23 protein-coding genes and 1 tRNA gene are annotated in these 23,095 nt (G+C 68.6%); 11 read left to right on the forward strand and 13 right to left on the reverse strand.

What is annotated here, in order from left to right:
- The 4 genes from EV685_RS19680 to EV685_RS19695 form a co-directional block, all read left to right on the forward strand.
- Positions 1-394, forward strand: a 394-nt coding sequence (locus EV685_RS19680; protein WP_130483782.1) for an aromatic-ring-hydroxylating dioxygenase subunit beta, incomplete at its 5' end; no start/stop codon positions are given.
- A gap of 19 nt (positions 395-413) precedes the next feature.
- A complete protein-coding gene (locus EV685_RS19685) occupies positions 414-743 on the forward strand; it encodes a non-heme iron oxygenase ferredoxin subunit (RefSeq protein WP_130483783.1) in 330 nt (109 codons plus the stop codon).
- A 110-nt stretch (positions 744-853) separates the two neighbouring features.
- Positions 854-2,377: an amino acid permease gene (locus EV685_RS19690; protein WP_130483784.1), complete on the forward strand. Its 1,524-nt coding sequence runs from the start codon at positions 854-856 to the stop codon at positions 2,375-2,377.
- 31 nt (positions 2,378-2,408) lie between these two features.
- The gene (locus EV685_RS19695; RefSeq protein ID WP_130483785.1) at positions 2,409-3,176 is read left to right on the forward strand and encodes an SDR family NAD(P)-dependent oxidoreductase; all 768 of its coding nucleotides are present in this window, start codon (positions 2,409-2,411) and stop codon (positions 3,174-3,176) included.
- Between the two features lie 144 nt (positions 3,177-3,320).
- Here the strand turns inward: EV685_RS19695 and EV685_RS19700 are convergent.
- From EV685_RS19700 to EV685_RS19755, 12 genes are all read right to left on the reverse strand, one after another.
- Positions 3,321-3,396: transfer RNA gene (locus EV685_RS19700), tRNA-Asn, on the reverse strand.
- 119 nt (positions 3,397-3,515) lie between these two features.
- Entirely contained in the window at positions 3,516-5,861 is a 2,346-nt protein-coding gene (locus EV685_RS19705) for a sensor histidine kinase (protein ID WP_130483786.1), read from the reverse strand.
- On the reverse strand, positions 5,858-6,664 hold the full coding sequence (locus EV685_RS19710; protein ID WP_130483787.1) for an ABC transporter substrate-binding protein: 807 nt from the start codon (positions 6,662-6,664) through the stop codon (positions 5,858-5,860). Before EV685_RS19710 ends, EV685_RS19705 begins: the two co-directional genes overlap by 4 nt.
- A gap of 11 nt (positions 6,665-6,675) precedes the next feature.
- The gene (locus EV685_RS19715; protein WP_207224876.1) at positions 6,676-7,752 is read right to left on the reverse strand and encodes an NAD(P)/FAD-dependent oxidoreductase; all 1,077 of its coding nucleotides are present in this window, start codon (positions 7,750-7,752) and stop codon (positions 6,676-6,678) included.
- 29 nt (positions 7,753-7,781) lie between these two features.
- Positions 7,782-8,105 carry a ferredoxin FdxA gene (gene fdxA, locus EV685_RS19720; RefSeq protein ID WP_130483788.1) on the reverse strand — a complete coding sequence of 108 codons (324 nt, stop codon included), beginning with the start codon at positions 8,103-8,105 and terminating at the stop codon, positions 7,782-7,784.
- Positions 8,106-8,204: 99 nt separating this feature from the next.
- Positions 8,205-8,948 carry a uroporphyrinogen-III C-methyltransferase gene (gene cobA / locus EV685_RS19725; RefSeq protein WP_130483789.1) on the reverse strand — a complete coding sequence of 248 codons (744 nt, stop codon included), beginning with the start codon at positions 8,946-8,948 and terminating at the stop codon, positions 8,205-8,207.
- Positions 8,949-8,982: 34 nt separating this feature from the next.
- A complete protein-coding gene (locus EV685_RS19730; protein ID WP_130483790.1) occupies positions 8,983-10,287 on the reverse strand; it encodes a sulfate adenylyltransferase subunit 1 in 1,305 nt (434 codons plus the stop codon).
- Between the two features lie 103 nt (positions 10,288-10,390).
- Positions 10,391-11,362: a sulfate adenylyltransferase subunit CysD gene (cysD, locus tag EV685_RS19735; protein ID WP_130483791.1), complete on the reverse strand. Its 972-nt coding sequence runs from the start codon at positions 11,360-11,362 to the stop codon at positions 10,391-10,393.
- 32 nt (positions 11,363-11,394) lie between these two features.
- The gene (locus EV685_RS19740) at positions 11,395-12,135 is read right to left on the reverse strand and encodes a phosphoadenylyl-sulfate reductase (protein WP_130483792.1); all 741 of its coding nucleotides are present in this window, start codon (positions 12,133-12,135) and stop codon (positions 11,395-11,397) included.
- A gap of 23 nt (positions 12,136-12,158) precedes the next feature.
- Positions 12,159-12,701 carry a DUF934 domain-containing protein gene (locus tag EV685_RS19745; protein WP_130483793.1) on the reverse strand — a complete coding sequence of 181 codons (543 nt, stop codon included), beginning with the start codon at positions 12,699-12,701 and terminating at the stop codon, positions 12,159-12,161.
- Positions 12,702-12,741: 40 nt separating this feature from the next.
- A complete protein-coding gene (locus EV685_RS19750) occupies positions 12,742-14,451 on the reverse strand; it encodes a nitrite/sulfite reductase (RefSeq protein WP_130483794.1) in 1,710 nt (569 codons plus the stop codon).
- A 35-nt stretch (positions 14,452-14,486) separates the two neighbouring features.
- Complete coding sequence (locus tag EV685_RS19755) at positions 14,487-15,278, reverse strand: sulfite exporter TauE/SafE family protein (protein WP_130483795.1); 792 nt, start codon at positions 15,276-15,278, stop codon at positions 14,487-14,489.
- 176 nt (positions 15,279-15,454) lie between these two features.
- On the opposite strand from EV685_RS19755, the gene EV685_RS19760 reads away from it, so the two are divergent.
- Positions 15,455-16,531 (forward strand): patatin-like phospholipase family protein, encoded by a 1,077-nt coding sequence (locus EV685_RS19760; protein WP_130483796.1) that lies wholly within the window; start codon positions 15,455-15,457, stop codon positions 16,529-16,531.
- Positions 16,532-16,558: 27 nt separating this feature from the next.
- On the opposite strand, the gene EV685_RS19765 is transcribed toward EV685_RS19760, so the two are convergent.
- Entirely contained in the window at positions 16,559-17,080 is a 522-nt protein-coding gene (locus EV685_RS19765; protein WP_130483797.1) for a DUF192 domain-containing protein, read from the reverse strand.
- 89 nt (positions 17,081-17,169) lie between these two features.
- Between EV685_RS19765 and EV685_RS19770 the strand changes: the two genes are divergently transcribed.
- Genes EV685_RS19770 through ccoP form a run of 6 tightly spaced genes read left to right on the forward strand, consistent with a single transcriptional unit; the run spans position 17,170 to position 23,060 of the window.
- Entirely contained in the window at positions 17,170-19,566 is a 2,397-nt protein-coding gene (locus EV685_RS19770) for a heavy metal translocating P-type ATPase (protein ID WP_130483798.1), read from the forward strand.
- Between the two features lie 3 nt (positions 19,567-19,569).
- On the forward strand, positions 19,570-19,833 hold the full coding sequence (gene ccoS, locus EV685_RS19775) for a cbb3-type cytochrome oxidase assembly protein CcoS (protein WP_130483799.1): 264 nt from the start codon (positions 19,570-19,572) through the stop codon (positions 19,831-19,833).
- Positions 19,824-21,263 (forward strand): cytochrome-c oxidase, cbb3-type subunit I, encoded by a 1,440-nt coding sequence (gene ccoN, locus EV685_RS19780; RefSeq protein ID WP_130483800.1) that lies wholly within the window; start codon positions 19,824-19,826, stop codon positions 21,261-21,263. The genes ccoS and ccoN overlap by 10 nt, the downstream gene beginning before the upstream one ends.
- Before the next feature lie 19 nt (positions 21,264-21,282).
- Positions 21,283-21,939 carry a cytochrome-c oxidase, cbb3-type subunit II gene (gene ccoO / locus EV685_RS19785; protein ID WP_130483801.1) on the forward strand — a complete coding sequence of 219 codons (657 nt, stop codon included), beginning with the start codon at positions 21,283-21,285 and terminating at the stop codon, positions 21,937-21,939.
- Positions 21,940-21,949: 10 nt separating this feature from the next.
- Complete coding sequence (locus EV685_RS19790; RefSeq protein ID WP_207224877.1) at positions 21,950-22,129, forward strand: cbb3-type cytochrome oxidase subunit 3; 180 nt, start codon at positions 21,950-21,952, stop codon at positions 22,127-22,129.
- Complete coding sequence (gene ccoP, locus EV685_RS19795) at positions 22,122-23,060, forward strand: cytochrome-c oxidase, cbb3-type subunit III (RefSeq protein WP_130483802.1); 939 nt, start codon at positions 22,122-22,124, stop codon at positions 23,058-23,060. The genes EV685_RS19790 and ccoP overlap by 8 nt, the downstream gene beginning before the upstream one ends.
- Positions 23,061-23,095 lie beyond the last annotated feature (35 nt).

Consider the following 23,095-nt stretch of genomic DNA (forward strand, 5'->3'; position numbering starts at 1 on the left):
CCTGTGGCCCGAGTTCTTCACCGACGACTGCGTCTACCGCCTGCAGCCGCGCGAGAACCATGAGCGCGGTTTCCCGCTGGCCACGCTCGCCTTCAACAGCAAGGGCATGCTCAAGGACCGCGTCTACGGCATCCAGGAAACGCTCTTCCACGACCCCTACTACCAGCGCCACATCGTGGGCGCGCCGGTGGTGCGCGAGGTCACGGAAGGACACATCCGCAGCGAGGCCAACTACGCGGTCTTCCGCACCAAGCTGTCGCAGGAGAGCACGGTCTTCAACGTGGGCCGCTACCTCGACGTGGTGGTGCGCACGCCGGCCGGGCTGAAGTTCGCCTCCCGCGAATGCATCTACGACACCGAGATGATCCCGAACTCGATCATCTATCCGATCTGATCTGCCCCAGAGACACGACATGAGCGACAACACGAGCGATACGAACTGGACCGATGCCCTCGCCGCCGCCGACCTGCCCGGCGACGACGTCATCGGCGTGGCCGTGGCCGGCCGCGACATCGCCGTCTATACCGTGGGCGACGAGGTCTACGCGACCGACAACCTCTGCACCCACGGCAACGCCCGGCTGTGCGACGGTTTCCTCGAAGGCCACGAGATCGAGTGCCCGCTGCACCAGGGCAAGTTCGACGTGCGCAACGGCCAGCCCACCTGCTCGCCGGTCACGCAAGCCCTGCGCAGCTACCCCGTGAAGATCGAGGCTGGCCGCGTGTTCGTGCAGGTCGACTAGCCCGGCGAGCTTGCCAAAACTGGATTGTTCCGGGCTGCCTGTGCGTGCGCCAATGCACGCATACCCGCCGGCACTCGCTCGCTGGCAGGGGCGCAGACCCGGAGAACCCGATGTCCAGTCCGACACATCCGAACCTCGACGATGAAGACCTGAAGGTGCTGCACAGCATGGGCTATGCCCAGGAGCTGGCGCGCAACATGAAGGGCTTCCAGAACTTCGCCATCTCGTTCTCGATCATCTGCATCCTGTCGGGCGGCATCAACTCGCTCGGCCAGGGCATCAGCGGCCTGGGTGGCGGCGCCATCGGCGTCGGCTGGATCGTGGGTTGTGCCCTCACGCTGCTGTTTGCCCTGTGCATGGCGCAGATCGGCTCGGCCTACCCGACGGCGGGCGGGCTCTACCACTGGGGTTCGATCCTGGGCGGGCGCGGCTTTGGCTGGCTGACCGCCTGGCTCAACCTGCTGGGTCTGGTGACGGTGCTGGGCGCCATCAACGTCGGCACCTACAACTACTTCATCGGCGCCTTCGGGCCGATGCTGGGACTGGAGACCAGCTTCGGGCTGCAGGCGGCCTTTGTCGCGGGCATCACGCTGCTGCAGGCCATCGTCAACCATGTCGGCATCCGTGCCACGGCCAGGCTGACGGACCTGTCGGGCTACCTGATCTTCGCGGTTGCGGTCGGGCTCACGGTTGCGCTGCTGGCCTATGCGCCGCAGTGGGACTTCTCCCGCCTGGTCACGTTCAAGAACTACAGCGGTCCAGCCGGCGGTGACGTCTGGCCGGCCACCGACAACATGCTGCTGCTGTTCGGTCTGGGCTTGCTCTTGCCGATCTACACGGTGACCGGCTTCGATGCCTCGGCCCATACCGCCGAAGAGACGCAGAACGCCGCGCGTGCCGTGCCCAAGGGCATCATCAACTCGGTGATCTGGTCGGCGCTGTTTGGCTGGCTGATGTTGAGCGCCTTCGTGCTGGCCATCCCTGACATGGACAAGGCGGCGGCCAGTGGCTGGAACGTCTTCTTCGACACGCTCGGCGCGGTGCTGCCGGCCGGTCTCAAGACCGTGCTCTACGTGCTGATCCTGGTCTGCCAACTGCTTTGCGGTCTGGCCACGGTGACGTCGGCCTCGCGCATGATCTTCGCCTTCGCCCGCGACGGTGGCCTGCCGGCATCGGCCCAACTCAAGCGCATCCATCCCCGCTTCCGGACCCCGGTGGCCGCCATCTGGACCGCCGCGATCATCTCGCTGCTGTTCACGCTCTACACGCCCGCCTACACGACGATCGTGTCGGTCACGGTGATCTTCATCTTCCTGTCCTACGGCCTGCCGATCGCAGCGGGCGTGCGGGCCTACGGCAGCAGCTGGACGACCATGGGGCCGTGGAGCATGGGGCCGATGTTCCGCGTCGTCGGCGTGCTGGCCGTGCTGGCGGTGCTGATCGTCTTTTTCCTCGGTGTGCAGCCGCCCAATGACAACGCACTGCCGATCACGCTGGCCTTCCTGGCATTGACGGCTGTGGTCTGGTTCGGCTTCGAGCGTCGCCGCTTCCAGGGACCGCCGGTGGGCGACGAGGTGCTGCGTCGACAGGCCGAGATCGCCGCCGCCGAGCGCGCGCTGCAGGCCACCCCGTGAACACGGCAGCCACGAGACCGGGACACAGGACATGGCCGATCGCCTGAAAGACAAGATCGCCGTGATCTCCGGCGGCGCCACCGGCGTCGGCGGGGCGGCCTCGGCCTTGTTCGCCCGTGAAGGCGCCCGCGTGGCGGTGCTCGACATCCAGGCCGCAGCCGCCGAGGCGACCGCGCAGGGCATCCGCGAGGCGGGCGGCGAGGCGATCGCGGTGGTGGCCGATGTCTCTGTGGCCGCGCAGGTCCAGGCCGCGATCGCTGTGGTGCTGGCGCGCTGGGGTCGCATCGACGTGCTGTTCAACCATGCGGGCAGCCTGATCGTGAAGCCCTTCCTCGACACCACCGAGGACGAATGGGACCGGCTCATGGCTGTGAACGTCAAGAGCATGTACCTCGTCACCCGCGCGGTGCTGCCGGCCATGCTGGCCCAGGGCAAGGGCGCGATCGTCTGCACCTCGTCGATCTCGGCCGTGGCCGGCACGCCGATGGAGGTGCTCTACGACACCACCAAAGGCGCCTGTCACATGTTCGCGCGTGCCATCGCGGTCGAGTACCGCGACCGCGGCATCCGCTGCAATGCGGTCTGCCCCGGCTTCATCCGCACGCCGCACGGCCTGCGCGAACTCGAGGCCTTGCGCCAGTTCGGCGTGGACGTCTCCGACGCCGCATTGGCCGTGGCCCAGGGCCGGATCTGCGAACCCGAGGAGGTCGCAGCCGCCGCCTTGTTCCTGGCCAGCGACGAGGCGAGCTTCGTCAACGGCACCCACTTGTTCGTCGACAACGGCTTCACAGCCGTCTGAGCCGAAGCCCGCCGCACGGCTCGTGCAGCCGGCCGCGCCGGTCGGCGACCTTGACGCGATGCAGTGCTCATCCAGCAACACTCATCTTGATGCGCGGACACAGCAAAAAGGCCTTGCATCGTGAGATGCAAGGCCTTGCTTGTTTGGCTCCCCGACCTGGGCTCGAACCAGGGACCTACGGATTAACAGTCCGGCGCTCTACCAACTGAGCTATCGGGGATCAGCTGTTTGCTGAAGCAGCGATTCTAGGCTGGAAATGATGAGGCGCGCAAGGGGGTCGCGTTTGTCGTGTGACGACGACGTTGTCGACACCCGGACGCAGCGCGCGCCCTTGGGTGTTCATGCGTCGAAGGGGTGGTGGCGCGGGCTGCTGGTCGCCAGGGTGGCGCCCTCGGAGACTGCGGCGCTGCCGGAGATGCCGGAGATGCCGCCCGGCAGATGCAGGTGGAAGGCCACGCCGGATTCGGGCAGGTTCTCGCACCAGAGGCTGCCGCCATGGGCCTGCATGATCTTGCTGGCGATGGCCAGGCTCAGGCCGAAGCTGCCGGTCTCGTCGCGGTTGCGCAGGCCGTGGAAGAAAGCCTCGAAGACGTAGGCCTGTTCATGGTCCGGCACGCCGGGGCCGGCGTCCTTGATGGTCCAGTGCAGGCGGTCGTCGGGGCCGCGGTCAAGGTCGATGTCGACGGCGCTGCCCGGCGGTGCGAAGCGCAGCGCGTTGTCGAGCACGTTGCGCAGGGCCTGATGCAGCCGCATGCGATCGGCCCAGGCGGTCTGTTCGTTGGCACTCGACCGGCTGGCGACGCTGTCCGGGCCGTCGTGAGGCAGGAGCAGGCCGAAGGTCCGCAGGCTGACCTGCTGGGTGGTGGCACGAGCCTTCAGTTCGGACAGCACCTCGGTCGTCAGCGTGACAACGTCGGTGACGTCGCGGTGCATGTTGCCGACCGTGCTTTCGAGCTTGGACATGTCGAGCAGGTCGTTGACCATCACCAGCATGCGTTTGCCGGTGCGGTGGATGTCGTCGAACATCTCGCGCAGCAGGGGCTGTTCGCCGCTGTGCCACTTGCCCAGCTCGGCAAAGCCCAGCACCGATTGCAAGGGGGTGCGCAGGCCGTGGCTCATGTTGGCGATGAACTCGTTCTTGCTCTCGCTGGCTTGCTGGGCCTTCTGCATCGCTTCACGCGTGTGGCGCTCGGCCTCGCGCAGTTCGGTGACATCAGTGATGCTGCCGATCACGGCGTTGGGCCGGCCGTCCTCGCGCAGGATGGCCACCTTGCTGACCAGGGCCTCGCGCAGCCGGCCGTCGGCGCCGGGCAGGTCGTCGAGGTAGTGGCTGCGCCCACGTCCTTTCCAGACCGCGTTGTCGTGCAGCGGGTGATAGGCCAGCTGCTGCAAATGGGCGGCCAGCGGCAGGCCGGTACCGAGCAGCTGTTCGCGCTCCACGCCGAGGAAGTCCTCGAAGGCTTGGTTGACCATGGCGTAGTGGCCCATTGCATCGAGCACGAACATCGGCGCCGGTGCCGCCTCGATCACCGCCCGCAGCGAGCGCTCCTTTTCCTCCAGGCCGGCCTTGGTGCCGGCCAGTTCGCGCTCCAGGGCTTCATGGGTGCGCAACGAACGCCAGGCCGCACCGGTGGCCGCGCTGATCAGCAAGGCCAGCAGCAGGCTGGCCGCCAGCAGCCAGCCGACGTCGTCGCGCCACTGCGAGATCACGTCCGAGGTGGGTTGCTCGACCAGCAGCAGCCAAGGGTGTTCGCGCAGGCTGCGGTAGGCGGAGATCGCCTCGTTGCCGTCCAGGCCGGGTCCGCTGAAGGTGCCGTGCTCGGACTGGCTGATGAGTTCCTGCATGGCCGGGCTGAAGCGGATCGTCGCGCCAGGCTGGACGCGGGCGTTGTCGGTGATCGCCATCACCATGCCGTGGATGTTGACCAGCGCGGCGCGCTTGGCGCTCTTCTGCAGCGCCAGCTCGTAGGCGCTGCCGAGGAAGTCTGTGTTCAGGGCGGCGACCAGGTGCAGGTTCTCGCCGTCGGCGCTGCTGGCCCCGTGGACCAGGGTCGACAGGCCGATCTGTTCGAGGGTGCGAGGGGGCACGGGCGTGCCCGCTGTCGCAGATGCGGCCAGCTGCGACGGCGCCACCAGGGCGGGCACCAGGTCTCGGCCGGGCAACCAGGGGCCGATGCGGTACTGGCTGGCGCTGCGCGGGCGCAGCAGGCGTCCCATGTCGATCTGGGCGCCGTGGTTGTCGGGCGCCGAGCTGGCCCGGATGCGCCCGGCGTCGTCGACGATGGACAGGCTGCGGATCAGCGGCGAGGTGCGTGCCGCGCCAGGCAGGTCGCGGTCCAACTCGGCCAGCTGGGCGCTGCGCAGCTGCCGGGTGCGCAGGCCGACGTTGTCGAGCACCAGCTTGACGGTGTCGAGGTGGCGCGAGCTGAGGTCCTCCAACGTGCGGGCCACCAGTTCGGTGTTGGCGCGCTCGTTGTCGAGGATGTGCTGCCGGTGCGTGATCGCCAGTGCGCTGGCGAAGGCCAGCAGCACAGCCAGCAGGGTCAGGCCGATCCAGGGCAGGTAGGCGCTGGACGTGCGCCGGAAGCTGCCAGACGTGTCCAGCGGGCCGGGTTCGGCGATGGCCGGTCCGAGGGTGCCCGCCGGGGCAAGCGGAACCGTTGCCGGTGTTCGCGTGCCGGTCATGGCCGGACCACGATGTCGGCCAGGCCGTGGCGCCGGGCTGCTGCGGCCAGCCGGCCGTCCTGCTGGATCCGCCCGACGAAGTCGTTGATCCGCTGCAGCCAGGCGTCATCGCCCGGCTTGACCGCGTAGGCATAAGGCACGACGTTGAACGGCTGCGGCGGCGAGATCACGTGGGTCCACTCCTGACGTTGCAAGGTGCGGCTGTAGGGGTAGTCGGTCATGAAGACGTCGATCCGGCCAGATTCAAGCTCGCGTTCGCGCGACGCCGGCGGCTCGACCACCACCAGCGTGGCCAGGCGCAGCGTGCGCGCCATCACCGGTTGCATGAAGGTGCTAGCCTGCACCGCGACGCGCACGCCCGGCTGGTCGATGTCTTCCCAGCGCCGCACGACGCGGTTGCTGCGTGTGGTGACCGCGTAGATGTCGCTGCTCAGGTAGGGCTTGCTGAAGTTCAGGTGGGCGGCCCGTTGCGGGAGCACCGCGATGGCGAACATCGCCACGTCGCACCGGTCTGCCAGCAGGTCGGGAATCAGGGTCTGGAAGGACGAGTCGACGTGCCGCAGCGCGACGCCCAGGTCATGCGCCAGCTCGATCGACAGGTCGATGTCGAGGCCCACCAGGTGGTCGGTGCGCGGGTGACGGTGGCTGATGCCTTGGTAGGCCGGCCAGATGCAGACCAGCAGCTGGCCGCGTTCGCGCACGCGGTTGGCGACCTCGCCGGCCCGGGCGGTCGACATCAGGGTGGCCAGCAACAGAAGCCAGACCAGGCCGAGCAGGGACGCGATCGAGCGCTTGTTTCGCATGGGTTCCGACTCTAGCGAGAGTCGGTGCCGCCGGGGAGGGCATCGACACCCAGCAAGCGTTGCAGCCGTGCGCTGCTGGTGGTGTATTCGAGGATGTGCGGCGCTTCGGGCCGCAGCCGGCGGGCAATGGCGTGCGCGGCGAGCGTGGCTTCGTGGAAGCCGCAGACGATGAGCTTGAGCTTGCCGGGGTAGCTGCAGACGTCGCCGACCGCGTAGACGCCGGCCAGGCGTGTCTCGCAACTTGCCGGGTCGACGGGCACCTGTTTGCGGGCGAGACCAAGGTCCCAGTCGGCCAGCGGGCCCAGCCGCGGGTTCAGGCCCAGGCTGATGTGGAGGGCGCTCGCGGCGTGTTCGGGCGAGCCGCCGTCGCTGGCCATCCAGGCGATGCCGACCAGCTGGCCGGACTCGTCCAGGCGCAGGGCCTCGGGCTGGCCGACGTGGCGCACGACGCGGCCTTGGGCGATCAGTTGTTCAAGTCGCGCGACCCGCTCAGCGTGGGCCGGATAGGTGTCGCGGCGGTAGAGCAGGTGGACGGCCGGCGCGCCGCGTTCGACCAGTGCGAAGACGGCATCCAGCGCCCGGTCGTCGCCGCCATGAACCCAGGGAAGGGCGCCGATCGGATCGTCCGGTCGGGGCTCGCGGTGCCAGACCTGACGGCCTTCGAGGGCCTCGATGCCGGCGAGCTTCAGGCGCCGGGGCGCAAAGGCGCCGACGCCTGCGGCCAGCACGACGGTGCGGGCGAGCCAGACGCGGCCAGCGGCGTCGGCGAGCCGCCATCGGCCATCGGCCTCGGCGGTCAGCGACACGATTTCCTGGCCCAGCACGCTGCGCGGGCGCAGCGGTTCGAGCTGGCGGTTCAGCCGCTCGACCAGTTCGGCGCCGCTGCAGGCCAGCAGGCCAGGCAGGTCGTGGATGGGCTTGTCGGGGTAGAGCTCGGCGCACTGCCCGCCCAGGAAGGGCAGGGTGTCGACCACGGCACAGGAGAGTTCCTGCAGGCCGAGTTGGAAGACCTGGTAGAGCCCGACCGGGCCGGCGCCGACGACGAGGCAGTCGACCTCGTCGGGCACCGTCTCGTCCTGGGTCGACACCGGGGGCGGGGCCGGGTCAGGAACGGGCGTCAGCGCTTGAGTTCGTCAAGCTTGTGCTTGACGTCCTTCCACGCGTCCGCGTCCGGCAGCGCGGCCTTGCGCTTGGTGATGCTGGGCCACTTGGGCGACAGCTCGGCGTTGATCTTGATGAACTTCTGCTGGTCGGCCGGCACGTCCTCTTCCGGGAGGATGGCGTTGACCGGGCATTCGGGGATGCAGACCGCGCAGTCGATGCATTCATCCGGGTCGATGACCAGGAAGTTCGGGCCTTCGCGGAAGCAATCGACCGGGCAGACATCGACGCAATCGGTGTACTTGCAGCGGATGCACGATTCGGTGACGACGTGGGTCATGTCAGGGGAGCTGGTTGCGTGTGGGGAGCCTGTCGGCCGGGTCGGCGGACAAGCGGGCGATTTTAGGGGGGCGGGTCGGGAACTCTGTGGTGATCCCGGTCAATCCTGGCCGGCAAGCGTGTCGGAAGGCGGCGCATCGAGCGCCTGGACGGCGCGGGCGCCCACGCCCACGGTGACGAGTGTGGGTCGGCCGGCGTGGCCTTCGTTCGCATCGGCCAGCGTGCCGACCGTGTGTTGGCTGATGTGCTCGTCGGGCCAGCCGGCGCGCGAGACCACCAGCGCGGGCGTGTCGGCCGGCCAGCCGACCTCGGCCAGCTTGGTGCCCAGCGCATCGAGCTGGCGCCCGGCCATGTAGAAGACCTCGGTGTCGGCGCTGCGACGGGCTTCGAGCGCGCCGGCCTGGGTCATGGCCGTGCTGAAGGCCACGCTGCGACCGATGCCGCGGCGCGTCAGCGGGCATTGCGTGATCGCGGCGGCGGCCAGTGCGGCGCTGATGCCGGGCACCACCTCGGCGGCGATGCCGGCCTCGGCCAGGGCCTGAAGCTCTTCCTCCAGGCGCCCGAACAGGCTCGGATCGCCGCCCTTGAGGCGGGCCACCAGCCGGGCGCTGCGGGCGCTATCGACCAGCAGCGTGTTGATGCGCGCCTGGCCGGTGCTGTCGGCGCTGAAGCCGCGCTTGCCGACGTCGATCCAGCGCGCACCGGGCGCCGCCTCGGCCCGCAGGGACGGGTCGATCAGGGCATCGGCCAGCACCACGTCCGCGTCACGCAGACGGGCCAGCCCACGCACGGTGATCAGGTCGGCGGCACCCGGTCCGGCACCGATGAAGACGACGCGGCCCATCCCGATGTCCGATCCCGAACCGGTTCCCGAGGCCTCAGGCCGCGGCCTGCACCAGCAGCGCGCCGCTGGTGCGGTTGGTGGTCGGGTCGACCACGATCAGCGCGCCGCCGACGCGGTTGGCCGCATAGGCCTCGACCGGCAGGGCCTGCTGGGTCTGGATCGTCACGTGGCCGATCTCGTTGACGCCGAGCTGGTGGGCGTCCACCTCGTCAAGGGTGTTGATGTCCAGCCGGTGCGCGATCTCGGTGATGCGGGCCTGCACCCAGCGGTTGCCGTGGCGGACCCAGTATTTGCGGCCCAGCACGGCCGGCTCGGTGTCCAGCCAGGCGAGGGTGGCCTGGAACTCCTGCACCGTGCGGCTGCTGCCGGGCGTGAAGATCCAGTCGCCGCGCGAGACGTCGACCTGCCGGTCCAGCACGATGCCGGCGGACTGGCCGGCCTCGCAGGCGTCGACGTCCAGACCGGCATGGCGCACGGCCGCCACGATGGCGGTCTCGCCGCTCGGAAAGATCTGCACCGCGTCGCCCGCCTTGACACTGCCGTGGGCGATGCGGCCCCAAAAGACACGGTGTTGATGACCGGTGCCTTCGCCCTCGTCGCGGGCGACGTATTGCACCGGCACCAGCAGGTTGCCGTCGTGCGCCTCATCGGTCACGGGCAGGGTCTCAAGCAGTTGCAGAAGCGTCGGGCCGGTGTACCAGTCCCAGTTGGCCGACGGCGTGGCGACGTTGTCGCCGCGCAGGGCTGACACCGGAACGATGCCCTTGACGGTGATGCCGGCCTCGGCCGCGAACTTCTCCAGCGCGATCGACACGGCCGTGAACGCCGCTTGGCTGCCGGCGTCGATGGCATCGAGCTTGTTGACCGCGAAGACGATGCTCGGCACGCGCAGCAGCCGGGCCAGCAGGCTGTGGCGACGGGTCTGCGGCAGCAGGACCACCTCGGGCACGGACGTGTCGAGCTTGGTGATGTCGACCAGCACGACCGCCGCATCGGAGCCGGCCGCCGCCGTCACCATGTTGCGGGTGTACTGCTCATGGCCGGGGGCGTCGGCGATGATGAACTTGCGCGTCTTGGTCGCGAAGTACTGGTAGGCGACGTCGATGGTGATGCCCTGCTCGCGCTCGGCCTCCAGGCCGTCGGTCAGCAGCGACAGGTCGATCGGCGCACCGGCGGCGCGCTTCTCCAGCGCGTCGAGCTTGTCGGCCAGGATGCCGCGGCTGTCAAACAGCAGGCGTCCGATCAGCGTGCTCTTGCCGTCGTCCACGCTGCCAGCGGTCAGGAAGCGCAGCGCCTTGTGGGCCAGCTCGGCGCTCGCATCAATGTGTGAAGTGCTCATGTGTGTTTTCGTGTTCTTCAAGCCGCATGCGCGGATCCGGCTCCGCCGGGCCGCTGCATGAGCCCCCTCGGGGGGCAGCGACCGACAGGGAGCGTGGGGGCCGTCAGAAATAGCCTTCCTTCTTCCGGCGCTCCATCGACGCCTCGGAGGTGCGGTCATCCATGCGGGTTGCGCCACGCTCGGAGACCGTCACCTGCAGCGTCTCGGCGACGATGTCGGCGGTGGTGGCCGCGTCGCTCTCGACCGGGCAGGTGCAGGTCATGTCGCCAACGGTGCGAAAGCGCACGTCGACCGTCTCGACCACGTCGCTCGCGTCCGGCGGCGTCACCTCGGTCACGGGCACCAGCAGGCCCTTGCGGCGGTAGATCTCGCGCTTGTGGGTGTAGTAGATGCCGGGCAGCGGGATGTTCTCGCGAGCGATGTAGAGCCAGACATCGAGCTCGGTCCAGTTGCTGATCGGGAAGGCGCGGAAGTGCTCGCCCGGCTTGATGCGGGTGTTGAACAGGCTCCACAGCTCGGGCCGCTGTTCCTTGGGCTGCCATTGGCCGAAGCTGTCGCGGTGGCTGAAGATGCGCTCCTTGGCGCGCGCCTTTTCCTCGTCGCGACGGGCGCCGCCGATCATGCAGTCGAAGCGGTGTTCCTCGATGGTCTCCAGCAGCGTCACCGTCTGGTGGCCGTTGCGCGATTCCAGCGGGTGGGCCAGGCGGATCGTGCCTTTGGCGATGGACTCGTCGAGGTGGCCCACGATCAGTCGCTCGCCCATCTCGGCGATGCGCTCGTCGCGGAACTGGATCACCTCGGGGAAGTTGTGGCCGGTGTCCACATGGACCAGCGGGAACGGCAGCTTGCCGGCAAAGCGCGGGCGTTCACCCGCTGCGCTCACCTTGCGCTTGAAGGCCTTCTCGGCGAGGTGCAGCACCACGCAGGAATCCTTGCCGCTGGAGAACAGCAGGCCAGGGCGCTCGAAGGCGCCGGCCACCTCGCGCAGGATGAAGATGGCCTCTTCCTCGAGGGCATCGAGGTGGCGATGGTCCACGTCGGGCAGCAGTTGGGTCATGGTCGTCGGGGCGTTCATGGCTTGTGATTGTCGGGGGGCGGTCCGGGGCTTCAGCCCTGGCCAGCCTCGGCCTGGTGGACGTGCAGGCCGCATTCCTTGGCGTTCTCGTCCTCCCACCACCAGCGACCGGCGCGGAAGTCCTCGCCCACCGCGATCTCGCGGGTGCAGGGCGCGCAGCCGATGCTGGGCATGAACTGGTCATGCAGCGGGTTGTAGGGGATGCCGTGGCTGGCGATGTAGTGCCACACGTCGTTCCAGGTCCATTCGATCAGCGGGTTGAACTTGGCGCGGCCGGCGTCGTCGGCCTCGACGCGTTGCATGCCGCCGCGGCTGTTGGACTGCTCGCGGCGCAGGCCGGTGATCCAGCCGCTGCGGTCGGCCAGCATGCGCGACAGCGGTTCGAGCTTGCGGATGCCGCAGCATGCCTTGCGCAGCGCGATGCTGTCGTACATGGCCTTGTCGCCGTGGTCGCGCACAAAGGTGATCACGGACTCGTTTTTCGGCTCGTAGACCTCGACCTTGAGGCCCTGCGGCGCGTAGTGCGTCTCCAGACGGCCGATCAGCGCGACGGTCTCGGCGTGCAGCGCGCCGGTCTGCAGCGTGCCGATCGCGATCGGCAGGCCGTGGCGCTGGATCAGGTCGGTGACGACCATGTCCTCGGCGCCCAGGCTGGTGGCCTGCACGACGCGGCCCGGGTGGGCGGCGGCGGCTTCGCGCAGCGTCTGGACGGCCTGCGCGAGGCGGTCGTCGTAGCCCGGCTTCTCGCGGGCGTAGAGGTCGATGGCACCCATGTCGTGGCTCCGTGTCGACGCGCTCAGATGGCCGCGCCGGCGTTGACGAACTCGGCCTCATCGGCCTTCCAGGCGGCATCGGCCGGACGCTTGAACAGCGGCCGGGTCTCGCTCACATCGCCTTGGTAGTGGCCGCCGAAGAAGCCCAGTGCCCGCTCGGCCGCCTCGACCGACTGGTCATGGCGCAGCACCACCGCGTCCACGCCGCAGCGCTGCAGCAGCGGCAGCATGTCGACCAGCACGTCGCCCCGGGCGCGCACCTCACCGGCAAAGCGGTAGCGGCGGCGCAGCAGGCGGGCCTGGCTGTAGGCGCGGCCGTCGACCCACTTCGGGAACTCGAGGACGACCAGCGCCAGGCGCGGCAGGTCGCCTGCAAGGTTCTCCACGTCGTCGGTGTTGGCCAGGATCACGCCGGTGCGCAGGCCGGCGGGCCAGGTGTCGCGCACGGCGTGCCATTGCTCAAGCGTGAGCAGCTGGCCGTCACGGGCGATCGGGTGCGGCGACGGGCCGTCCTCGCCGCCGACGGTGGTCCAGGCGGGGTCGTGGTGGGTGGTGATGAACTTCATGGTCGTGGGTTCCAGATCTCGATGACGGTCGGGCCCGAACTCAGGCTTCGGCGCGGGCCGTGGCCGTGCGCTGCGCGTTGGCGGCGACCTTGAAGGGATCGATGCCGAGCCGGTGCACCGCGTCGATGAACTTCTCGCCCGACAGGCGCTGCGCGCGGTAGGTGTCGAGGATGGCCTCGACCGCATCGGCGACCTCGCTGGCCGCGAAGGACGGCCCGATCACCTTGCCGGGCACGGCCACCGGCGCGTGGTCCGAGCCGTCCGAGCCGCCCAGCGTCAGCTGATACCACTCGGTGCCGTCCTTGTCGACGCCGAGGATGCCGATGTGGCCGCTGTGGTGGTGGCCGCAGCTGTTGATGCAGCCGCTGATGTGCAGGTCGATCTCGCCGATGTCGAAGACCTCGTCGAGGTCGTCGAAGCGGGCGGTCAGTTCCTCGGCGACTGGGATCGAGCGCGCGTTGGCGAGCGCGCAGAAGTCGCCACCCGGGCAGGCGATCATGTCCGTCACCAGGCCGATGTTGGGCGTGGCGTAGCCGGCCGCCTTGGCCGCCTCGTACAGGGCTGGCAGGTCACTCGCCGCGACCCAGGGCAGCAGCAGGTTCTGGTCGTGCGTGACGCGCAGCTCGCCGCAGCTGTAGCGGTCGGCCAGGTCGGCGGCCAGGTCCATCTGCACGTCGGTGGCATCGCCCGGCGCCTGCCCGGCGCGCTTGACCGACAGCGTCACCGCCCGGTAGCCGGCGACCTGATGGGCGTGCACGTTGCGCTGCAGCCAGCGCTCGTAGGCCTTCGGTGCGGAGGTCTGCGCGGCGGCCGCAGCGGCGTCGAACTCGGCGCGCGGCACGACACCGGCCGGCCTTACGAAACAGGCGTTGACGCGGTCGAACTCGGCCTGCGTGACGATCTGGGCGTCGCCGTCGACGTCATGCGCCAGGATGGCCGCGAACTCGGCCGCGACCGCGTCGAAGAACTTCTGGCCCTCGGCCTTGACGAGGATCTTGATGCGCGCCTTGTAGGCGTTGTCGCGCCGGCCGTAGCGGTTGTAGACCCGCACGACGGCCTCGATGTAGACGAGGATCTGCTGCCAGGGCACGAACTCGCTGATGACGCTGCCGATGATGGGCGTGCGGCCCATGCCGCCGCCGACCTGGACCCGGAAACCGATCTCGCCGGCCGCGTTCTTCACCAGCTTCAGGCCGATGTCATGCCAGCCGATCGCGGCGCGGTCCTCGCGGGCACCGCTGACCGCGATCTTGAACTTGCGCGGCAGGAAGGCGAACTCGGGGTGCAGCGTGCTCCATTGGCGCAGGATCTCGCAGTAGGGGCGCGGATCGATCTCCTCGTCCGCCGCCACGCCGGCCAGCGCGTCGCTGGTGATGTTGCGGATGCAGTTGCCGCTGGTCTGGATGCCGTGCATGTCCACGCTGGCCAGCCGGTCCATCACATCGGCCGCCTGCGGCAGGGGGATCCAGTTGTACTGGACGTTCTGCCGGGTGGTGAAGTGGGCGTAGCTGCGGTCGAACTCGCGGGCGATCTGGGCCAGCGCGCGCAGCTGGCGGCTGTTGAGCTCGCCGTAGGGCACGGCCACGCGCAGCATCGGCGCATGGCGCTGGATGTACCAGCCGTTCTGCAGCCGCAGCGGGCGGAACTCGTCGTCGCCGAGCTGGCCGGCGAGGTTGCGCTTGAGCTGGTCGCGGAACTGGTCGGCGCGGGCGCGCACGAACTGGCGGTCGAAGTCGGTGTACTGGTACATGGCGGTCGTCGGCGAAGGGCGTCGGTTGAAGCGGGTCAGGCGATCAGCAGGATTTTCCGCGCCGCCAGCAGCAGCGCGCAGGACAGGGCCACGCGGGTCCAGATGTCGGGCAACAGCTTGGTCAGGCGAGCACCGATCCAGATGGCCGGCACCGAGCCGATCAGCAACTCGATCAACAAGGCCCAATGCACGTTGCCTAGCGTGGCGTGACCGATGCCGGCCACCAGGGTCAGCGGCACGGCGTGGGCGATGTCGGTGCCGACCAGGCGCGGCGTGGGCAGGCGAGGGTAGAGCAGCAGGATCAGCGTCGCGCCGAGTGCGCCGGCACCGATCGAGCTGAGCGAGACCAGCACACCCAGGATCACGCCGCAGACCAGCGTCAGCCAGGGGCGGCGCGTGTCGGTGATCCAGCGCTCCAGCCACAGGCCGACCCGGTGCCAGACCGGCCGCAGGATGATGGTCACGGCGGTCAGCACCAGCGCGATGCCGAGCGCGAAGCTCAGCAGGCTGTCGGCCTGCTTGGTGATGCCCACCATGTGCATCCAGGCGGTGGTGCCGATCGAGGCCGGGATGCTGCCGGCCAGCAGCAGCGTGGTGATCTTGTAGTCGACGTGGCCGTGGCGGTGGTGCGCCCAGGAGCCCGAGACCTTGGTCAGGCCGGCGAACCACAGGTCGGTGCCGATCGCGACGGCCTTGTCCAGGTGGAAGACGGAGATCAGCAGCGGCGTCATCAGTGAGCCGCCGCCGACGCCGGTCACGCCGACGATCAGGCCGATGCCAAAGCCGCTGAAGATCGCGAGCCAGTCGATGGGAGGAAGCCAGTCCATGAGGTCCAGTGGTTGTGCACGGCTCGCCGGCAACAGGGGCCAGTGACCAGGGACGCGACTCTAGAGACAGGCTTCATATAAACAAACTACATATTCAGATGATGCTTATGGGTCCGTGGAATATGACGAGGAAAGCGGCGATCTGGACCGCTGGGGCCGCTCCCTAGAATCTGGCCATGTTTGCCCCGACCCGTTTCGCTCCGACCCTGTCCCCCCTTCCGTCCTTGCAACCGGCCGCCCACGCCGTGCGGCGCCACCTCGGCGGTCTGGCCGTCGCGCTGACGCTGCTGATCACCGGTTGCGCGACCGCACCGGGCGGGCCGCAGGCGCCGGTGGTGGCGGGCGGGATCGACGCCTCCGGCGGCACGCTGCCGACCGTGCCGACCACACCGCCGGACGGCGCTGCGTCCTCGCCGGGAGGGGTGGTCGAGCCGCCGCCGGTCGTGGTGGTTCCGCCAACGCCTCCCACGCCCCCGAAGCCGCCGCGCATCGGTCTGGCGCTGGGTGGCGGTGCCGCGCGCGGCTTCGCGCACATCGGCGTGATCCAGGTGCTGGAGGAACACGGCATCCGCCCCGACCTCGTCGTCGGCACCTCGGCCGGCAGTCTGGTGGCGGCGCTGTATGCGTCCGGCCACAACGGCCAGGCGTTGGCGAAGCTGGCCGACACGATGGACGAGGCCACCATCACCGACTGGTCCTTCCCGCTGCGCGGCGTGATCCGCGGCGAGGCGCTCGCGCGTTACGTCCGCAACCAGACCGGCAGCAAGACCATTGAGCAGATGAAGATGCCGCTGGGCATCGTCGCCACCGACCTCGACGACGGCTCGGGCATCCTGTTCCGGCGTGGTGACGCGGGCACGGCGGTGCGGGCGTCCAGTTCGGTGCCGGCGGTGTTCCAGCCGGTCACGATCGGCGGGCGTGAATACGTCGACGGCGGTCTGGTCGCGCCGGTGCCGGTGCGCTATGCGCGCCAGATGGGCGCCGAACTGATCATCGCGGTCGACATCTCGTCGCCGCCCGAAGGCGCCGCCACCGGCGACGCCATGAAGATGCTGCTGCAGACCTTCTCGATCATGGGCCGCAGCATCAACAACTTCGAGCTTCGGGAGGCGGATGTGGTCCTCCGGCCGAAGCTCAACGGCATCTCCAGCGCCGATTTTTCGGCCCGCAAGCGCTCGATCCAGGCTGGCCGCGACATCGCGCTGGCGATGCTGACCGAGCTGAAGAACAAGATCCTGGCGAAGACGCGCTGAGCGTCTGGGCCCGTCGGCGCGGCGGTGTCAGCGCTTGGCGAACGGCCCGCCGCCGATCTTGTCGCCGGCCTTGAAGCCGCGCTTGGCGAACCAGCCTTGGTTCATCTCCAGCGCGTAACGCACCGGCTCGCGGGGGCAGTGCGAAGTGTCGTTCTGCGGCTGCATGTCGGCGATGTTGACGATGCGACCGTCGTCGGCCAGGAAGGCGATCGACAGCGGCAGCAGTGTGTTGCGCATCCAGAAGCAGTGCATGTCCGGGCCGTCGAACACGAACAACATGCCGTGGTTGGGCGGCATCGACGGGCGGTTCATCAGGCCGATCTGGCGCTGGGTCGAGTTGGCGGCCAGTTCGGCCTCGATCCGGTGCATGCCCGCGCTCAGCTCGATCGTCGGCAACTGCTGGACCTGCGCCCGTGCCGGCATGGCGACGGACATGGCCAGCAGCGCCAGCAGCGTCAACAGGGACAGGGTGACCCCGCAGAGCCGGTGACGCAGCGCGTGGTGCAGCGTGCGGTACAGAGGTGGCTTGATACCTGTTGGGGTAGTCATCTTGATCTGGATCATGTTGAATTGATGGCTCTGTTTCAGAATGCACCGGACCGGTTGATCCGCTGCCGGCCCAGCCACCTGTCCGAGCCATGCCAGCACCTGTCACCACCGCCGATCAGCCCGTCCTTGCCGGGACGGACGCCGCACCGGCGCTGAGCGAGACCCAGGCGGCTGCCGTCGATGCGCCGGTCACCTTGGCGGCCTGCACGCAGTGGCAGGACGGTGCCGACGGTGCCCGAACCGGGCGGACCCGGCTCCTTCTGGGCGGGATTCATTGTGCCGCCTGTGCCGGTGTGATCGAGGGCGCGTTGCAGCGCGTCGACGGTGTCCGGCTGGCCGAGGTCAACGGCGCGGCGCAACGCGCGGTCGTCGAATGGGACCCCGCGCGCACCAAGGTCTCGACCCTGATCGAGGCGGTCCGCGCCGCCGGCTACGGCGCCTTCCCCGACACGGGGGCCGAGGCCGTCGCGCTGGCCCAGCGCGAGTCGCGCCAGGCGATCTGGCGGCTGTTCGTGGCCGCCTTCTGCATGATGCAGGTGATGATGTACGCGACGCCGGCCTATGTGGCCGAGCCGGGCGACATCAGCGCCGACATGGTCCAGTTGCTGCGCTGGGCCAGCTGGGTGCTCAGCGTGCCGGTCGTGCTGTTTGCTGCCGGCCCTTTCTTCCAGGGCGCTTGGCGCGCCTTCCGCGAGCGCCGCATCGGCATGGACGTGCCGGTCGCGCTGGGCATCGTCGTGACCTTCGTGGCCAGCTCGGCCGCCACCTTCGGGGGCGTGCAGGCGACCAGCGTGTTCGGTCGCGAGGTCTACTTCGATTCGCTGACGATGTTCGTGAGCTTCCTGCTGGGCGCCCGCCTGCTGGAGAGCCGGGCCCGCGCCCGCGCGGCGCAGTCGCTCGATGCCGTGATGCGGCGCTTGCCCGACGCGGTCGAGCGCCTGTTGCCGGACGGCCGCATCGAACGTGTCGCCGCCGCCGAACTGGCGCTGGGCGACATCGTGCGCGTGCATGCCGGCCAGGCCTTCGCGGCCGACGGCGAGGTGCTCGAAGGCCGCACGCAGGTCGACGAGGCCATGCTGACCGGCGAGTCCCGCCCCGTCGAGCGTGGCCCGGGCGACGCGGTCTCGGCCGGTTGCCTGAACCTGGGTGCGCCGGTCACGCTGCGGGTCACGCAACTCGGCGCGCAGACCCGCTTCCAGCGCATCGTGGCGCTGGTCGAGCGGGCCTTGACCGAACGTCCGGCCTTCCTCGTCAGCGCCGACCGCATCGCCGGCCCCTTTCTGTGGACCGTGCTGGCACTGGCGCTGGGTGCCTACCTGGTCTGGCTGCAGATCGACGCGTCGCGCGCCATCGAGGTGGCCGTCGCCGTGCTGATCGTGACCTGCCCGTGTGCGCTGTCGCTCGGCGCACCGGTGGCCTGGCTGGCCGCTGCCGGCCAGCTGGCGCGGCAGGGCGTGCTGCTGCAGCGGCTCGATGCACTCGAGGTCCTGACCCGCGTGCGCCACCTCGTGTTCGACAAGACCGGCACGCTGACCGAGGACCGGCTGGCGTTGTCGCAGGCTCATGAACTGAGCCAGCCCGAAGGCCTGACGCCGGCACGCGTGCGCGCCATCGCCGACGCGCTCGCGGCGCGGTCGAGCCATCCGCTGTCCCGCGCACTGGCTGCGGCGGCATCGCAGGGCGATGTGGCGGTGCTCGATGAACTCACCGAGCAGGCCGGTGCCGGCCTGCAGGCCCGTGTCGACGGCCGACCGTGGCGCCTCGGCTCGGCCGCTTGGTGTGGCGCGCACGCGGTCGACCTCGACACGCCCGCCGTGTGGCTGGCGCTGGCCGAAGACGGGGCGGGTTCGATCTGGCGCCCCGTGCTGCGCTTCGACTTCGACGAGACCTTGCGAGCCGATGCCGAGACCGCCGTGGCACAGCTGCACCACGCCGGTCTGCGCACGCATCTGCTGTCGGGCGATCAGCCCGGTCCGGTCGCAGGCATGGCGGCGCGGCTCGGTCTGGGTGCCCACCGGGCCCGTTGCACGCCGCAGGACAAGCTCGATGCCGTCGCGGCCCTGCAGGCGCAGGGCGAGGCGGTGGCGATGGTCGGCGACGGCATCAACGACGCGCCGGTGCTGGCACGCGCCGATGTCTCGATCGCCATGGGCAGCGCCGCTGCGCTGGCGCAAGCGCGCGCCGATGTCATCGTGCTGTCGGACCGCATCGGCGACCTGGTGCTGCTGCACGACACGGCCCGCCGCACCGTGCGCATCGTGCGCCAGAACCTGGGCTGGGCGCTGGCCTACAACGTGATCAGCGTGCCGCTGGCGCTGGTCGGCTGGCTGCCGCCGTGGCTGGCCGGTCTGGGCATGGCGCTCAGTTCGCTGCTGGTGGTGCTCAATGGCCTGCGGCTGGCCCGCACAAGGCCCTTGCCGAGACGCTCTGCCACGCCCGTTTCCATCGAGCCACGTGCCTGGATGCGTGCCACGCCCGGAGCCTGAACCATGGACATCCTCTACCTGCTGATCCCTCTGTCTGTCTTGCTGGTCTTCGGCATCCTGGCCATGTTCGCCTGGGCACTGAAGTCGGGCCAATTCGATGACCTCGAACGCGAGGGCCTGCGGTTGCTGGGTGACGACACATTGCCGGGAACGTCCGACCGCACCACCAGGGTTGATACGAATCAAGCGGCACGGTCACAAAGTGACAAAGAATCCGCGCCGAACCAGACGATGAATGAGCTTCGAAGGAGCAATCAATGGCAGTGACAACACAGACGGCATCACCCGTCTACAGCGACGGGGTGATCCGGCAATTCGCCCTCGCCTCCGTGCTGTGGGGGGTCGTGGGCATGCTGGTGGGCGTGATCATCGCGTCCCAGCTGGCGTGGCCTGAACTCAACTTCGGCATCCCGTGGCTCAGCTACGGACGCCTGCGCCCGCTGCACACCAACGCAGTGATCTTCGCCTTCGGTGGCTGCGTGCTGTTCGCGACCAGCTACCACGTGGTCCAACGCACCTGCCAGACCCGGCTGTTCCTGCCGGCGCTGGCCCAGTTCACCTTCTGGGGCTGGCAACTGGTGATCCTGCTGGCCGCGATCTCGCTGCCGCTGGGCTACACCCAAGGCAAGGAATACGCCGAACTCGAATGGCCGATCGACCTGCTGATCGCGGTGGTGTGGGTCTCCTACGCGGTCGTGTTCTTCGGCACGATCGGCATCCGCAAGGTCCGCCACATCTACGTGGCCAACTGGTTCTTCGGTGCCTTCATCATCGCGGTGGCCCTGCTGCACATCGTCAACAGCGCGGCCATTCCGGTCGGCCTGACCAAGAGCTACTCGGCCTATGCGGGCGTGCAGGACGCCATGGTCCAGTGGTGGTACGGCCACAACGCGGTGGGCTTCTTCCTGACCGCCGGCTTCCTCGGGATCATGTACTACTACATCCCCAAGCAGGCCGAGCGTCCGGTGTATTCGTACCGGCTGTCGATCGTGCACTTCTGGGCGCTGATCTTCACCTACATGTGGGCGGGTCCTCACCACCTGCACTACACCGCGCTGCCGGACTGGACCCAGTCGGTGGGCATGATCTTCTCGCTGGTGCTGCTCGCGCCGAGCTGGGGCGGCATGATCAACGGGATCATGACCCTGTCGGGCGCCTGGCACAAACTGCGTGACGACCCGATCCTGAAGTTCCTCATCGTGTCGCTGTCCTTCTACGGCATGTCGACCTTCGAGGGCCCGATGATGTCGATCAAGACGGTCAACGCGCTGTCGCACTACACCGACTGGACCGTTGGCCACGTGCACTCCGGCGCGCTGGGCTGGGTCGGCCTGGTGTCCATGGGCGCCCTGTACTACCTGATCCCGCGGATGTTCGGCCGCAAGGAGATGTACAGCGTGCGCGCCATCGAGCTGCACTTCTGGACCGCCACCATCGGCATCGTGCTCTACATCGCCGCGATGTGGATTGCCGGCGTGATGCAGGGCCTGATGTGGCGTGCGACCAATCCCGACGGCACGCTGGTCTACAGCTTCGTCGAAAGTGTCAAGGCGACCTATCCGTTCTACGTGATCCGCGTGGTCGGCGGCCTGCTCTACCTGGGCGGCATGCTGATCATGGCCTGGAACACCGTGATGACCGTGCGCCACGGTCGTGTCGAGCCCGCGCCCATCCCGCTGGTTGCGGCCCACGCCTGAAGCGCAAGGAGCACAAGACATGGCAAACACACACAAGCCCGCGAGTGGCCACGAGAAGATCGAGACCAGCAACTTCCTGATGATCGTGCTGGTCCTGCTGACCGTCATCTGGGGTGGCATCGTTGAAATCGTGCCGCTGTTCTTCCAGCGTTCGACGACCGAGCCGGTCGAGGGCCTCAAGCCCTACACCGCGCTGCAGCTGGCCGGCCGTGACGTCTACATCCGCGAGGGTTGCTACAACTGCCACTCGCAGATGATTCGGCCGTTCCGCGCCGAGACGCTGCGATATGGCGAGTTCTCCAAGGCCGGCGAGTTCGTCTATGACCACCCCTTCCAGTGGGGCTCCAAGCGCACCGGTCCCGACCTGCACCGCGTGGGCGGCAAGTACAGCGACGACTGGCATCGCATCCACCTGATCAACCCGCGTGACCTGGTGCCCGAGTCGAACATGCCGGCCTATCCCTGGCTTGAGACGGCCACGGTCAACGCGGCCGAGATGGCGCCCAAGATGAAGGCCTTGCGCATGGTCGGCGTGCCCTACAGCGATGACGAAGTCGCCAAGGCAGCCGACGAGGTCAAGGGCAAGACCGAGATGGACGCCGTGATCGCCTACCTGCAGGTGATGGGCACGGCGCCGGCCGTGGCTGCGGCAGCCGCTGCAGCCGCATCCAAGTGAGGACGTGCACATGGACATCGATGTCAACACCCTGCGCAGCCTGGTGACGGTGCTGTCGTTCGCGAGCTTCCTGGCCATCGTGGTCTGGGTCTACTCGCGCCGCAATCACGCCTCGTTTGACGAAGCCGCACAACTGCCCTTCGCCGAAGAGTCCGCCTTGCAAGCCAACAAGGGAGCCACCCATGAGTGACTTCGTTTCCAGCGGCTGGTCACTGTTCGTGGCTGGCGTGACGATCATCGGCCTGCTGCTCTGCCTGGTGCTGCTGGTCATCGCCAGTCGTCGTCAGGTGATGGCCGACGACAACACCACCGGTCACGTCTGGGACGGCGACCTGCGCGAGCTCAACAACCCGCTGCCGCGCTGGTGGATGGGTCTGTTCGTGATCACGATCGTGTTCGCCGGCCTCTATCTGGCGCTCTATCCGGGCCTGGGCAGTGCCAGCGGCACGCTGAAGTGGTCCAGCGCCGACCAGCTCCAGAAGGAGCAGGACCGCGCCAAGGAAGCGCTGGCCAAGGTCTACGCGCAGTTCAACGACCAGCCGGTCGAGGCCCTGGCTGCCAACGCGCAGGCCATGGGCATCGGCGAACGCCTGTTCGTCAACAACTGCGCCGGCTGCCACGGTTCGGACGCACGCGGCAGCAAGGGCTTCCCCAACCTGACCGATGGCGACTGGCTCTACGGCGGCGAGTTCGAGACCATCATCCAGACGATCGCTCAAGGTCGCCAGGGCATGATGCCGCCGATGGCTGCGGCCGTCGGCACGCCTGAGGACGTGAAGAACGTCGCCAACTATGTGTTGAGCCTGTCGGGCAGCCCGCACAACAGCATCGCGGCCCAGCTGGGCAAGGCCAAGTTCGGCGCTTGCGCAGCCTGCCACGGTGCCGACGGCAAGGGCACACCCGCCATGGGCGCGCCCAACCTGACCGACAAGGTCTGGCTGCACGGCTGGGGCGAGGACGCCATCGTCGCCATGGTCAATGGCGGCAAGATCAACGTCATGCCGCAACACGCCTCGCGCCTGACGCCTGAACAGATCCGCGTGCTGGCCGCCTATGTCTGGGGCCTGTCGAAGAAGGCACCGAAGACCGCGGCGGTCGACGCCGCGGTCCATCGCCAGTAAGCTGGCCACGCGCCCGGTCCGCCGCAAGGTGGCCG

Source organism: Sphaerotilus mobilis (assembly GCF_004216565.1).
GTDB classification, from domain to species: Bacteria; Pseudomonadota; Gammaproteobacteria; order Burkholderiales; family Burkholderiaceae_C; genus Sphaerotilus; species Sphaerotilus mobilis.